Source organism: Corallococcus sp. CA041A, assembly GCF_003612075.1.
GTDB classification, from domain to species: domain Bacteria; phylum Myxococcota; class Myxococcia; order Myxococcales; family Myxococcaceae; genus Corallococcus; species Corallococcus exiguus.
The window spans coordinates 1-12,936 of sequence record NZ_RAWF01000094.1; the positions used below are offsets into that span (position 1 = coordinate 1).

Annotated in this window: 12 protein-coding genes and 1 pseudogene; all 13 read left to right on the top strand. The window is 68.0% G+C overall.

Annotated features, from left to right (window positions below):
* Positions 1 to 194, top strand: a pseudogene (locus D7V77_RS18470) (hypothetical protein); the annotation flags it as partial.
* 35 nt (positions 195 to 229) lie between these two features.
* On the top strand, positions 230 to 1,372 hold the full coding sequence (locus D7V77_RS18475) for an acyl-CoA dehydrogenase (protein ID WP_120577608.1): 1,143 nt from the start codon (positions 230 to 232) through the stop codon (positions 1,370 to 1,372).
* Between the two features lie 10 nt (positions 1,373 to 1,382).
* A complete protein-coding gene (locus D7V77_RS18480) occupies positions 1,383 to 1,844 on the top strand; it encodes an AgmX/PglI C-terminal domain-containing protein (RefSeq protein WP_120577609.1) in 462 nt (153 codons plus the stop codon).
* A gap of 32 nt (positions 1,845 to 1,876) precedes the next feature.
* A complete protein-coding gene (locus D7V77_RS18485) occupies positions 1,877 to 3,022 on the top strand; it encodes an acyl-CoA dehydrogenase family protein (RefSeq protein ID WP_120577610.1) in 1,146 nt (381 codons plus the stop codon).
* A gap of 271 nt (positions 3,023 to 3,293) precedes the next feature.
* Positions 3,294 to 5,000 carry a 30S ribosomal protein S1 gene (locus tag D7V77_RS18490; protein WP_120563302.1) on the top strand — a complete coding sequence of 569 codons (1,707 nt, stop codon included), beginning with the start codon at positions 3,294 to 3,296 and terminating at the stop codon, positions 4,998 to 5,000.
* 148 nt (positions 5,001 to 5,148) lie between these two features.
* Positions 5,149 to 6,330 carry a thiolase family protein gene (locus D7V77_RS18495; RefSeq protein ID WP_120577611.1) on the top strand — a complete coding sequence of 394 codons (1,182 nt, stop codon included), beginning with the start codon at positions 5,149 to 5,151 and terminating at the stop codon, positions 6,328 to 6,330.
* Positions 6,331 to 6,343: 13 nt separating this feature from the next.
* Entirely contained in the window at positions 6,344 to 7,045 is a 702-nt protein-coding gene (locus D7V77_RS18500; protein WP_120577612.1) for a CoA transferase subunit A, read from the top strand.
* 3 nt (positions 7,046 to 7,048) lie between these two features.
* Positions 7,049 to 7,711, top strand: a complete 663-nt coding sequence (locus D7V77_RS18505; protein WP_120577613.1) for a CoA transferase subunit B — start codon at positions 7,049 to 7,051, stop codon at positions 7,709 to 7,711.
* Positions 7,712 to 7,786: 75 nt separating this feature from the next.
* A complete protein-coding gene (locus tag D7V77_RS18510; RefSeq protein ID WP_120577614.1) occupies positions 7,787 to 8,179 on the top strand; it encodes a TIGR02266 family protein in 393 nt (130 codons plus the stop codon).
* 39 nt (positions 8,180 to 8,218) lie between these two features.
* A complete protein-coding gene (locus tag D7V77_RS18515) occupies positions 8,219 to 9,514 on the top strand; it encodes a class I SAM-dependent RNA methyltransferase (RefSeq protein ID WP_120577615.1) in 1,296 nt (431 codons plus the stop codon).
* Positions 9,515 to 9,520: 6 nt separating this feature from the next.
* Complete coding sequence (locus D7V77_RS18520; protein ID WP_120577616.1) at positions 9,521 to 10,918, top strand: VWA domain-containing protein; 1,398 nt, start codon at positions 9,521 to 9,523, stop codon at positions 10,916 to 10,918.
* A gap of 29 nt (positions 10,919 to 10,947) precedes the next feature.
* Positions 10,948 to 11,463 (top strand): hypothetical protein, encoded by a 516-nt coding sequence (locus D7V77_RS18525; protein ID WP_120577617.1) that lies wholly within the window; start codon positions 10,948 to 10,950, stop codon positions 11,461 to 11,463.
* Positions 11,464 to 11,536: 73 nt separating this feature from the next.
* The gene (miaB, locus tag D7V77_RS18530) at positions 11,537 to 12,922 is read left to right on the top strand and encodes a tRNA (N6-isopentenyl adenosine(37)-C2)-methylthiotransferase MiaB (RefSeq protein ID WP_120577618.1); all 1,386 of its coding nucleotides are present in this window, start codon (positions 11,537 to 11,539) and stop codon (positions 12,920 to 12,922) included.
* Positions 12,923 to 12,936 lie beyond the last annotated feature (14 nt).

The window sequence follows — 12,936 nt, forward strand, 5'->3', positions numbered from 1 at the left end:
GGGTGGGGTTCACCTACGACTTGATTGAACGGCACCGGGACACCCAACCCTGGACGGTGTCGGTGGTGGTGCGCAGGACCTGGACGGACTCGGGGGCTCGCACGGACGTGTCCTTCGACGTGACGGTGCCACTGGCGATGTTCTTTGGGACCCGGATCCCCGGCCCCGAGGATGGAGGGGCGTCTTCGGAGTAGCCCCGGGGCGGACCCCGTACTATGGGAGGTCCACCATGAACTTCGAGCTGACCGACATCCAGCGCGAGATCCAGCGGCTGTGCCGCGAGTTCGCCGCCAAGGAGCTCATCCCCAACGCCCGCAAGTGGGACGAGCAGCACGCGTGGCCCACGGACGCGGTGAAGAAGCTGGCGGAGCTGTCCCTGCTGGGCATCGCGGTGCCGGAGGAGTGGGGCGGCGCGGGCCTGGACAACGTCTGCTACGCCATCGCCATGGAGGAGATTTCGCGCGGCTGCGCCTCCACCGGCGTGATCATGAGCGTGAACAACTCGCTCTACTGCGACCCGGTGTCCAAGTTCGGCACCCCCGAGCAGAAGGAGCAGTTCCTCAAGCCCTTCGCCAGCGGTGAGAAGATCGGCTGCTTCGGCCTCACGGAGCCCGAGGCCGGCAGCGACGCCGCCGCCCAGAAGACCGTCGCCGTGAAGCGGGGCGACGAGTACATCATCAACGGCTCCAAGAACTGGATCACCAACGGCCCCAAGGCCGACGCCATCGTCCTCATCACGATGACGAACCGGGAAGCGGGCAACAAGGGCATCACCGCGTTCCTGGTGCCCACCAACACCCCCGGCTTCACCCGCGCGGAGCCCGACAAGAAGATGGGCATCAGCGCCGCCTGGTCCTGCTCCATGTTCTTCGAGGACATGCGCGTCCCGGAGAAGTACCGCCTGGGCAAGGAGGGCGAGGGCTTCAAGGTCGCCATGTCCACGCTGGACGGCGGCCGCATCGGCATCGCGTCCCAGGCGCTGGGCATCGCGCGCGCGGCCTTCGAGGAGGCGGTGCGCTACTCGGGTGAGCGCAAGACGTTCGGCAAGCCCATCCGCGACCACCAGGCCATCCAGTTCATGATCGCGGACATGGCCATGGAGATCGACGCGGCCCGCCTGCTCGTGTGGCGCGCGGCGCTGATGAAGGACAAGGGCGTGCGCCACAGCCCGGAGAGCGCCATGGCCAAGCTCTACGCCAGCGAGATGGCCAGCCGCGTGGCCAACAAGGCCCTGCAGATCCACGGCGGCATGGGCTACAGCAAGGAGATGGACGCCGAGCGCCACGTGCGCGACGCGCGCATCACCGAAATCTACGAGGGGACGAGCGAGATCCAGCGCATCGTCATCTCCGCCAACCTGCTGAAGGAGTAGTCCCCCGGCCATGAAACGCGCGCTCCTCCCCGTGCTGTTCCTGTCCCTGGGCCTGGCGTCTCCGCTGGCGCTCGCCCAGGGCTTGTCGAAGAAGAAGGCCGCGGCCACGCCGGCTCCGGCCACGACGTCCGCGCCCAAGAAGGACGACGGGCTGGACGTCAGCAAGCTGCCCTTCACCCCGGACTCCATCCGCCAGGTGATCGCCTACCACATGCCTCGGATCCAGGAGTGCTACGAGGACCACATGGTGGAGAAGGACAAGAAGGTGGAGGGCCTGCTCCGGACCACCTTCACCATCACCGCGGAAGGCGCCGTGCGCAGCGCGAAGATCGACAAGCACGGCAGCACGCTGAAGGACGCGGGCCTCAACGACTGCGTGGTGGCGGTGCTGTCGTCCCTGGACTTCCCCAAGCCCCCGGACGGCCGCGACCACCCCATCGAGTACCCGTTCAACCTCAAGGCCATCGAGTAGGGCTTCCGAGCCCCCCAAGGACGCCCGCGCCCGTGAACTTCGACCTCACCGAGACCCAGACGCTCATCCGTGACACCGCTCGCAAGTTCGCCCGCGAGCGCGTGGCCCCGCACGCCCGCGCGTCCGACCGCGAAGAGCGCTTCGACCCGGAAGTCTTCAAGGCCCTGGCCGAAGTGGGCCTGCTGGGCGTGAACCTGCCGGGCAAGTACGGCGGCGCGGAGGCCGGCGTGGTGTCCTACGCGCTGGCCATGATGGAGATGGCCGCCGCGGACGCCTCCGTGTCCGTGGCCATGGCCGTCACCAACATGTGCGGCGAGCTCATCCACGCGGTGGGCACCGACGCGCAGCGGGAGAAGTTCGTCACGCGCATCACCTCCGGTGAGGCCTTCGTGGGCGCGTTCGCGCTGAGCGAGCCGCACGCGGGCTCCGACCCCGGCGCCATGCTCACCACCGCCGTGAAGCGCGGCGACAAGTACGTGCTCAACGGCAGCAAGCAGTGGATCACCTCCGGCGCCTACGCGGGCGTCATCGTCGTGTGGGCCCGCACGGGCCAGTCCGGCAACAAGGGCCTGTCCTGCTTCATCGTGGAGGGCGGCGCCAAGGGCCTCCACGTGGGCAAGCACGAGGACAAGATGGGCCTGCGCGCGTCCAACACCGTGGGTCTCACCTTCGAGGACTGCGAAGTCCCCGCGGAGAACCTCCTGGGCAAGGAGGGCGACGGGTTCCGCCTGGCCATGATGGCGCTGGACGGCGGGCGCATTGGCATCGCGGCGCAGGCGTGCGGCACGGGCCGTGCGGCGCTGGAAGCGACCGTCTCCTACACCAAGGACCGCAAGGCCTTTGGCCAGGCCGTGGCGGACCTGCAGGGCCCGCGCTTCATGATGGCGGACATGCGCACCCAGCTGGACGCCGCCGAGCTGCTGACCCTGCGCGCCGCCGCCCTCAAGGAGGCCGGCCAGCCGTTCACTCGCGAAGCTTCCATGGCGAAGCTCTTCGCCAGCGAGATGAGCAACAAGGTCGCGGACAAGGCCGTGCAGCTGCACGGTGGTTACGGTTACATCGACGAGTTCCCGGTCGAGCGTTACTTCCGGGACGCGCGCGTGCAGACCATCTACGAGGGCACCAGCGAGGTGCAGCGGATGGTCATCGCCCGGGAAACATTCCGGCGCGAGGGGTAACGCTTCGCTTGTCCCACCTGGGGCGAGCGGGCAGGGGGCACCGGCCGGGTAGGACAGATGCGGACGCGGCCGGGCGTTCATAGAACACGGATCATCACTTGGGGCGGTGCACCGCTTGACTCCTGTAAACCCAGGTGTCTAGGGTGCGCGGCTTCCAACCAGCCTTGCGTTCCCATTCAGGGGACACCCGCGGTCTCCCGTCGCTCCCCGCAGGCGGCCGCGCACCCATTCAAACAGGGGGCAGTTGTACCGTTCCAAGGACTTCCCATTCATGCAGCAGAACGTGAACCAGCAGATCGACGGCGGTGACGAAGACTTCGCGGCGATGTTCGAGGCCTCGCTCAAGGAGCGTGGCGGCGACGGAATCCTGAAGGAAGGCGAGATCGTCAAGGGCACGGTCGTGCAGGTGACGAAGGATTTCGCGATCGTGGACATCGGCTACAAGTCCGAGGGTCAGGTCCCGATCTCCGAGTTCACCAACCCCCGCGGCGAAGTCACCGTGAAGGCCGGTGACCCCGTCGAGGTCCTCCTGGAGAGCCGCGAGAACGACACCGGCATGGTCGTCCTCTCCAAGGAGAAGGCCGACAAGATGCGCATCTGGGACGAGATCTCCGCCGCTTGCGAGCGTGATGAGATCGTCAAGGGCACCATCGTCGGTCGCGTGAAGGGTGGCCTCTCCGTCGACATCGGCGTGAAGGCGTTCCTGCCCGGCTCCCAGGTCGACATCCGCCCTGTGCGCAACCTTGACCAGTACATCTCGAAGGAATTCGAGTTCAAGGTCATCAAGTTCAACAAGAAGCGCGGCAACATCGTCCTCTCTCGCCGCGTGCTGCTGGAGAAGCAGCGCGAGGAGATGAAGAAGGAGACCCTCAAGAACCTCAAGGAGGGTGCGGTCCTCAAGGGCGTGGTCAAGAACCTCACGGACTACGGCGCCTTCATCGACCTCGGCGGCATCGACGGCCTGCTGCACATCACCGACATGTCCTGGGGCCGCATCGGTCACCCCAGCGAGATGTTCAACGTCGGTGACGAAGTGCGCGTCGTCGTCCTCAAGTTCGACCCCGCGCAGGAGCGCGTCAGCCTGGGCCTCAAGCAGATCCAGGAGGACCCGTGGCACCGCGCCGACGAGAAGTACCCCGTCGGTACCCGCGTCGCCGGCAAGGTCGTGTCGATCACCGACTACGGCGCGTTCATCGAGATCGAGCAGGGCGTGGAGGGCCTGGTGCACGTGTCCGAGATGTCCTGGACCAAGCGCCTCAAGCACCCGTCCAAGATCCTGGAGGTCGGCCAGACGGTGGAGGCCGTCGTCCTCGACATCGATCCGAAGGCCAAGCGCATCGCGCTGGGCATGAAGCAGATCGAGCAGAACCCCTGGACGCTGCTCGAGGACAAGTACCCGATCGGCTCCGTCATCAAGGGCCAGATCCGCAACGTCACCGACTTCGGCGTGTTCGTCGGCGTCGAGGAGGGCGTGGACGGCCTGGTGCACGTGTCCGACATCTCCTGGACCCAGCGCATCAAGCACCCGGGCGAGATGTTCAAGAAGGGCGACGAGGTCGAGGCGGTGGTCCTCAACATCGACGTCGAGAACGAGCGCTTCAGCCTGGGCATCAAGCAGCTCCAGCCGGACCCCTGGGAGACCCTCTCCGAGCGCCTGCCCGTGGGCAGCCGCGTGAAGGGCAAGGTCACCAAGGTCACCGACTTCGGCGCGTTCGTGGAGATCGAGCCGGGCATCGAGGGCCTCGTCCACGTCTCCGAGCTGAAGGAAGAGCGCGTGGAGAACCCCCGCGACGTGGTGAGCGAGGGCCAGGATGTCGAGGTGAAGCTCATCGACATCAACACCCCGGACCGCAAGGTGGCGCTGTCCATCAAGGCGCTCATCGGCGAGGGCGAGGACTACCGCGAGTACCTGCGCAAGCAGGCCGAGGGTTCCAAGGCCCGCCTGGGCGACGTCATGGCCTCCAAGCTGAAGAAGTAATCAGCCCAACGTCCTGACGTGAATAGCGGCCGGGTTCCCCAGTGGGAGCCCGGCCGTTTCCATTTGATTCGGCGGAAAGCGCCCGTGATAAGTGCCTTTCCGGCGCTTTTCTCTTTTACAGACGGTTCCCTCTCCAGGAGGCAATTCCATGGCTCGTGAAGTCGTCATCGTGGGCGCGGCCCGTACCCCCATCGGCTCCTTCCAGGGAGCGCTGTCCAAGCTCACCGCTCCCCAACTGGGCGCCATCGCCATCAAGGCGGCGCTGGAGCGCGCGGGCGTGAAGCCGGAGGCCGTGCAGGAGGTCATCATGGGCTGCGTCCTGCAGGCGGGCGTGGGCCAGGCCCCCGCGCGTCAGGCCACCATCTTCGCGGGCCTCCCGGAGTCCGTCCCGGCCGTCACGCTGAACAAGGTCTGTGGCTCCGGCCTCAAGGCCGTCATCGCCGCGGCGCAGTCCATCGCCCTGGGTGACGCGGACGTCGTCGTCGCGGGCGGCATGGAGTCCATGTCCAACGCGCCCTACATCAGCCACACGATGCGCGGCGGATCCCGCATGGGCAACGTGGAGTTCAAGGACGCGATGATCTCCGACGGCCTCTGGGACGTGTACGGCAACGTCCACATGGGCAACTGCGCCGAGGAGTGCTCCACCTCGCAGGGCATCAGCCGCGCGCAGCAGGACGAGTTCGCGCTGGAGTCCACGCGCCGCGCCATCCAGGCCCAGAAGGAAGGCCTGTTCGCCGCGGAGATCGTCCCCGTGCAGATTCCGGGCAAGAAGCCGGATGAGTTCACCACCGTCTCCGAGGACGAGGGCCCCAAGAACGCCAAGCCGGACAAGATCCCGGGCCTGAAGCCGGTGTTCAAGAAGGACGGCACCGTGACGGCCGCCAACGCGTCCTCCATCAACGACGGCGCCGCGGCGCTGGTGCTGATGAGCGAGGAGAAGGCGAAGGCGGAAGGCCGCACCATCCTGGGCCGCATCAAGGGCTACGCGCAGGCCGCCCGCAAGCCGGTGGAGTTCACCATCGCGCCGGCGGACGCCATCAACACGCTGCTCACGAAGCAGAACGTGACGGCCAAGGACGTGGACCTCTGGGAGATCAACGAGGCCTTCTCCGTGGTGGCCATCGCCAACAACCGCATCCTCGGCCTGGATCCGGCCAAGGTGAACGTGCGCGGCGGCGCGGTGGTGCTGGGCCACCCGATTGGCGCGTCCGGCGCTCGCGTGCTCGTCACGCTGCTCCAGACGATGAAGGACCAGGACAAGAAGCGTGGCGTGGCGTCGCTCTGCATCGGCGGCGGCGAAGGCATCGCGCTGATGGTCGAGCGCTGAGGACACCGACCGCATGAACAAGGTCTACGCGAGCGCGGATGAAGCGGTCGCCGACATCCCGGACAACATCACTCTCATGAGTGGTGGGTTCGGGCTGTGCGGCAACCCCGAGAACCTCATCACGGCCCTGCACAAGAAGAACGTGAGGGGCCTCACCATCATCTCCAACAACTGCGGCACCACGGAGCTGGGGCTGGGCATCCTCCTGCAGAACAAGCAGGTGAAGAAGATGGTCGCCAGCTACGTGGGGGAGAACAAGGAGTTCGAGCGGCAGTTCCTCTCCGGCGAGCTGGAGGTGGAGCTGAACCCGCAGGGCACGCTCGCGGAGCGCATCCGGGCCGGGGGCTGCGGCATCGGCGGGTTCTTCACGCCGACGGGCGCGGGCACCCAGGTGGCGGAGGGCAAGGAGTCGCGCATGATCGACGGGCGGCTCCACGTCCTGGAGACGCCGCTGAAGGCCGACTTCGCCATCGTGCACGCGTGGAAGGCGGACACCTGGGGCAACCTGGTGTTCCACAAGACGGCGCGGAACTTCACCCCCATGATGTGCATGGCCGCCAAGGTCACCATCGTGGAGGCGGAACACATCGTGCAGCCGGGCGAGCTGGACCCGGACATGGTGCACATCCCGAGCATCTTCGTGCACCGCATCGTGCAGGCGCAGAACCTCCAGAAGTGGATCGAGCGGCGGACCGTCCGCAAGAAGGCGTCCTGAGCCATGCCCCTGACTCGTGAACAGATCGCGCAGCGAATCGCCCAGGAGCTGAAGGACGGCTTCTACGTGAACCTGGGCATCGGCATCCCCACGCTCGTGCCCAACTACATCCCGCACGGGGTGGAGGTGGTGCTCCAGTCGGAGAACGGCCTGCTCGGAATCGGGCCTTACCCCGAAGAGGGGAGCGAGGACCCGGACCTCATCAACGCGGGCAAGGAGACGGTGACGGAGGTGAAGGGCTCCGCCTTCTTCGACTCCGCGCTGTCCTTCGGGATGATCCGCGGCGGCCACATCGACCTGGCCGTGCTGGGCGCCATGGAGGTCAGCGAAGAGGGTGACCTGGCCAACTGGATGATCCCCGGCAAGATGGTGAAGGGCATGGGCGGCGCCATGGACCTGGCCGTGGGTGCCAAGCGCATCTACGTGGCCATGGAGCACGCCAACAAGGACGGGCAGCCCAAGATCCTGAAGAAGTGCTCGCTGCCTTTGACGGGCCTCAAGTGCGTGCACCACATCGTCACGGACCACGCGTTCATGGACGTGACGCCGGAGGGACTGGTCCTCCGCGAGCTGGCACCCGGACTGACGGTGGAACGGGTGCAGCAGCTCACCGAGCCGAAGCTGAAGATCGCGCCCGACCTGCGCGAGATGAAGTTCCAGGCCTGATGTGGAGTGCTAGGGTGCGCTTCCGTTTCCCAGTGTGGGACGGAAGCCACCTTTCCCCGGGGAACGGAGCACCGCATGGCTGATACCTCGGAGAAGCCCGTCCCCGCGCCTCGCGCGCACCGCATCGACCATGAGCTGCCCGTGGCGTACCGCACGGTGGCGGGCTTCGTGACGGACTGGGCGGTGAACCTGTCGCGCGGCGGGCTCTACATCAACACGCCGCAGCCGCTGCCGGTGGGCACGGTGGTGCGCCTGTTGGTGTCGCTGCCGGGCGCCAGCTTCCCGGTGGACCTGTCCGGGAAGGTGACCCGCACCAATGCCCAGGGGACTCAGGGCTCCGAGGTGCCGGGGATGGCGGTGGAGTTCCTGGACGTTGACGACGAGAAGCGGTCGCGCATCGAAGCGTTCGTGGAGCGCCTGCGGGAAGCCCTGCCGGCGGACGAGCGTGGCAGTGCGACCCGGAAGTAGGGCGGCCCCACCCAGGCGGCCCCCGCGAGTGCGCCTGCGATGACGACGCTGCCCGAATCCCCCATTGAACTGACGATTGAACGGCTGGGCCAGCTGGGCGAAGGCGTGGCCCAGTGGGAGGGGCGCACCGTCTTCGTGCCCGGCGCCTTCCCCGGCGACACCGTGCGCGTGCGCCTGGAGGCCCAGGGCAAGGTCCTGCGCGGCCTGTTGGGCCAGGTGCTGACGGACGGTGCGGAGCGCGTGTCGTCGCGCTGCGTCCTGTCCGACGCGTGCGGCGGCTGTGACTGGCTGGAGCTGTCCGTCCCGGCGCAGCGGTCCGCGAAGCAGGAGATCGTCCTCTCCACCCTGGAGCACCTGGGCCGCTTGAGGCGCACGGCCTTCACGGTGCGGCCGTTGATGGTGGCGCCTCGGGACTGGGGCTACCGCCGCCGCGCGGTGCTGCACGGGGCGGGGAAGGGGGCGCTCGGCTACTTCGGCCGGCGTACGCACGAGCGCATCCCCGTGGACGTCTGCCCCGCGCTCACGCCCGTGCTCACGGCGCTGCCCGGGAAGCTGGCCCCGCTGCTCAAGCCGCTGGCCAAGGACACCGAGGAGGTGCTGCTGCTCGCCGAGGGCGACAAGGCCGCGTTCGCGGTGAACCTCAGCGGCCAGGTGACGGCGCGGCACATGGAGGCGGCGGAGGCCGCGGTGCGCGCGCTGCGGCTGGAGGGCGCGGTGCTGGTGCCCAAGGAGGGCTCGGCGCGGCTCATCGGCCGGCCGGTGCTGCGCTCGCTGTCCCCGCTGCGACCCGAGGTGCCGGTGTACCTGCGGCCGGATGCGTTCGCGCAGGCGCACGCGGAGGCCAACGTGGGGCTCGTCACCGCGGCCCTGTACGAGCTGGGCGCGCAGGAGACGGACTCCGTGCTGGAGCTGTACTCCGGCAACGGCAACTTCACGTTCCCGCTGGCGGGCACGGCCGGGTCGGTGCTGGGCGTGGAGTCGTCGCCGGTGGGCGTGGAGCTGGCACAGCGGAGTGCTCGCGAGGGTGGGGTGGCCAACGTGCGCTTCATCCAGGGCGACGCGCGCAAGGTGTGCGACGGGCTGGTGGCGGAGGGGCGTTCGTTCGACCTGTGCCTCGCGGATCCTCCGCGCGCCGGGGCTCCGGGCCTGGCGAAGTGGATGCGCGCGCTGAACGTGCGCCGGGTCGTCTACGTGGCGTGCGACCCGGCTTCGCTGGCGCGCGACGCGGCGGGGCTGGTGGAGGCCGGTTACAAGCCGGTGGCGCTCCAGGTGGTGGACATGTTCCCGCAGACGCACCACGTGGAAGCGGTGATGTCCTTCGAACGGGGAGCCTGACGCGCCATGGACGCCCGCATCGTCGAGTTCGCCGAGGTCCTCCGCCAGAACGGCGTGCGCGTCAGCACGTCCGAGGTGCAGGACGCCCTGCGCGCCACGGCGGAAGTGGGCGTCCAGGACCGGAGCCTGTTCCGCTCCGTGCTGCGCGCCACGCTGGTGAAGCGCGAGCTGGACGTGGAGACGTTCCGCCGCGCGTTCGACTTCTACTTCTCCGGCGCGGCCCGCACGTTCGAGGCCATCGACAAGTCGCTGGCGAAGCAGCTGGAGGAAGAGGGCTACCTGGAAGGCGACCTGCTGAAGATGGTCATCTACCAGATGAACCTGCTGGCGCCGGAGATGTCCCCGCTCGCGCAGGCCATCCTCGCGGGCGACCGCGCGCGGCTGGCGCAGATCTTCCGTCAGGCGTCGCTCCAGTTGGACCTGGGGCAGCTGGAGAGCCCTCTGCAGACGGGGTTCTTCACGCGGCGGATGCTCGCGGGCGCGGGCATGGAGCGGGCTCGCTCCGACCTCAAATCGATGGAGGACGAGCTGAAGGCTCGCGGGCTCCATGCCGAGGGCGTGGAGATCGTCTCGCGCCACGTGGCCGCGGCGATGCGCAAGATTGAGGACGCCGCTCGCGCGGAGGTGAAGCGTCAGTCCGAGGCTCGCATCCGGCGCCGCACGGACAACGTCACGGAGAAGCCGCTGCACCTGCTCACGCAGGCGGAGGTGGACCAGATGGAGGCCGCCGTCCGCACGATGGCGGAGAAGCTCAAGAGCAGGATGATCCGCAAGCAGCGCTCGCACCGTCGCGGGTCGCTGCACGCCCAGCGCACGCTGCGCCGGAACATGCCGTGGGACGGCATCCCCATGGTGCCCGTGTTCCGCACCCGCAGGCCGGAGCGCCCGGAGCTGGTGGTGCTCTGCGACGTGTCCGACTCCGTGCGCAATGCGTCCCGCATGATGCTGCTGTTCATGCACACGATGCAGTCGCTGTTCGTGCGCGTGCGCTCGTTCGTCTTCGTGTCCGACGTGGGCGAAGTCACCCAGTTCTTCAAGGACCTGGACGTGAGCGAGGCCATCGACGCGGCGACCGCCGGGCGCACCGTGTCCATGAGCTCCAACTCCAACTACGGCCGTGCGCTGGCGGACTTCACGCGCGACCACCTGGGCAGCATCACGCGCCGCACCACGGTGATGATCATTGGCGACGGCCGCAACAACTACAACGCGAGCAACGCCTGGGCCCTGAAGGACCTGAAGCGCAAGGCCAAGCGCGTGCTGTGGATCTGCCCCGAGGACCGGGGCAACTGGGGCATCGGCGACAGCGAGATGCTCACCTACGAGAAGCACTGCACCCAGGCCGTGGTCGTCACCTCCGTGACGGACCTGGCCCGTATCGCGGAACAGCTCGTCCCCGTCTGAAAACCCTTTCGCACCCGAGGAGCGCCCCCATGGCCCCGTCCTTCTTCGACGACTACCAGGACGTCCCCAACGTGGAGACCGGTCCGGACTTCGACGCCGCCGACGACCGCACGCTGCGCATGGCGTCCCGGCCGGTGGACAAGGCGCTGCTCGACCAGCTGGTCCGCTACCAGCAGACCTTCCTGGCGCACGTGGAGGTGGACGCCGGTCCGGAGGCCATGGCCGGCGCGGCGAAGGCGGCGCTGGAGACCAGCGGCCTGGACGTGAAGGCGGCGGAGTGGGGGAGCGCCGTCCTCCGGGCCTTCGGCGGACGGCGGTGGACCGTGCAGCGGCTGCGCTCGAAGCTGACGGAGCTGGAGTCCCGCTCCGGGCCGGAGGTGGACGAGGTGAAGAAGCGCGTCCAGGGCGAGCTGGTGAAGCAGGAGCGGGAGACTGACGCCCTGGGCCGGCGGTACGGCGTGGAGACGGTGGCCCTGCTCCGGGAGCGCGAGGCGGAGCTGGTGGCCCTGCACACCCGGCTCACGAAGGTGCTCAGCCGGGGATGACCCGGCGTGTCCGCCCGGTTGCATTCCGCGTCCGGGCGTTCCATAACGGCCCGTTTTCCTTCAAGGCCCACCCATGAAGCGCTACTTCATCCACACCTTCGGCTGCCAGATGAACGTCAACGACTCGCTCCGCATGAGCGAAGCGTTGTCGAAGATGTCCTACGTCCCCACGCCGGAGCCGGACAACGCGGACCTCATCATCCTCAACACCTGCTCCATCCGTGAGAAGGCCGAGGACAAGATGCTGTCCGCGCTGGGGCGCTACCGCGCCGTGAAGGCCAGCCGGGGCGCCATTCTGGGCGTGGGCGGCTGCGTGGCCCAGCAGGAGAAGGACAAGCTGCTCAAGAAGGTCCCGTACCTGGACTTCGTCTTCGGCCCGGACAACATCGCGAAGCTGCCGGAGGTCATCGCCCGCGTGCAGGACGCCCGCGAGCGCGTGGTGGAGACGGCCTTCGTGGACTCCGAGGAGTACGTCTTCCCGCGCGCCGACGCGGAGACGTCCCGCGGCAAGGTGACCGAGTTCGTCACCGTGATGAAGGGCTGCGACAACGTCTGCTCGTTCTGCATCGTCCCGCACACCCGTGGCCGCGAGGTGAGCCGCAACTTCCCGGAGGTGCTCAACGAGGTGGCGGACCTGGCCGGCGTGGGCCTGCGCGAAGTCACGCTCATTGGCCAGAACGTCAACTCGTACCTGGGCGGCATCAGCTTCGCGCAGTTGCTGCTGCGCACCGCGGAGGTGCCGGGCATCGAGCGCGTGCGCTTCACGACGAGCCATCCGCATGACCTGTCGGACGAGCTGATCGAAGCGTTCCGCGTGCAGCCGAAGATCGCCCCGCACTTCCACCTGCCCGTGCAGTGTGGCAGCGACCGCATCCTGAAGATGATGCGCCGCGACTACACCGTCGAGCAGTACATGGAGCGCCTGGAGAAGCTGCGCGCCGCGCGGCCCGGCATCGCCATCACCACGGACATCATCGTGGGCTTTCCCGGTGAGACCGAGGAAGAGTTCGAGATGACGATGCAGCTCACCGAACGGGTGAAGTACGACAACCAGTTCTCCTTCGTGTACAGCCCGCGCCCCAAGACGGGCGCCGCGCTGCGCGAGAAGGACTGGGGCCCCATCCCGCACGAGGTGAAGGTGGCCCGGCTGGAGCGGCTGCAGAAGCTGCAGCGGCGCATCAGCGGCGAGTACACCCAGGCGCAGGTGGGCCTGGACGTGGAGGTGCTGGTGGAAGGGCGCTCGCGCTACGACGCCACCAAGCGCTTCGGCCGCACGCCGGAGAACCGCACGGTGAACTTCGAGGGCGATGCTCCCGCGGGCTCCATCGTGAAGGTGCACGTGGAGCGCGCCACGCCCAACCAGCTCGGGGGCAAGCAGTTGGTGGTGCTCCAGGCCCCCACCGTGGCGCCGCCCGCCGTGGAGTTGCCCGTGCCGCTGCATGTCCCGGCGGAGGCCTGACGCTTCCGCCGCTG

Bases quoted from the DNA above. Each gene is read 5' to 3' on its own strand.
- D7V77_RS18505 (WP_120577613.1), top strand. From the start codon at position 7,049: ATGCCCCTGACTCGTGAACAGATCGCGCAGCGAATCGCCCAGGAGCTG.
- D7V77_RS18510 (WP_120577614.1), top strand. From the start codon at position 7,787: ATGGCTGATACCTCGGAGAAGCCCGTCCCCGCGCCTCGCGCGCACCGC.
- D7V77_RS18515 (WP_120577615.1), top strand. From the start codon at position 8,219: ATGACGACGCTGCCCGAATCCCCCATTGAACTGACGATTGAACGGCTG.
- D7V77_RS18520 (WP_120577616.1), top strand. From the start codon at position 9,521: ATGGACGCCCGCATCGTCGAGTTCGCCGAGGTCCTCCGCCAGAACGGC.
- D7V77_RS18490 (WP_120563302.1), top strand. From the start codon at position 3,294: ATGCAGCAGAACGTGAACCAGCAGATCGACGGCGGTGACGAAGACTTC.
- D7V77_RS18500 (WP_120577612.1), top strand. From the start codon at position 6,344: ATGAACAAGGTCTACGCGAGCGCGGATGAAGCGGTCGCCGACATCCCG.
- D7V77_RS18480 (WP_120577609.1), top strand. From the start codon at position 1,383: ATGAAACGCGCGCTCCTCCCCGTGCTGTTCCTGTCCCTGGGCCTGGCG.
- D7V77_RS18475 (WP_120577608.1), top strand. From the start codon at position 230: ATGAACTTCGAGCTGACCGACATCCAGCGCGAGATCCAGCGGCTGTGC.
- D7V77_RS18495 (WP_120577611.1), top strand. From the start codon at position 5,149: ATGGCTCGTGAAGTCGTCATCGTGGGCGCGGCCCGTACCCCCATCGGC.
- D7V77_RS18525 (WP_120577617.1), top strand. From the start codon at position 10,948: ATGGCCCCGTCCTTCTTCGACGACTACCAGGACGTCCCCAACGTGGAG.
- miaB (WP_120577618.1), top strand. From the start codon at position 11,537: ATGAAGCGCTACTTCATCCACACCTTCGGCTGCCAGATGAACGTCAAC.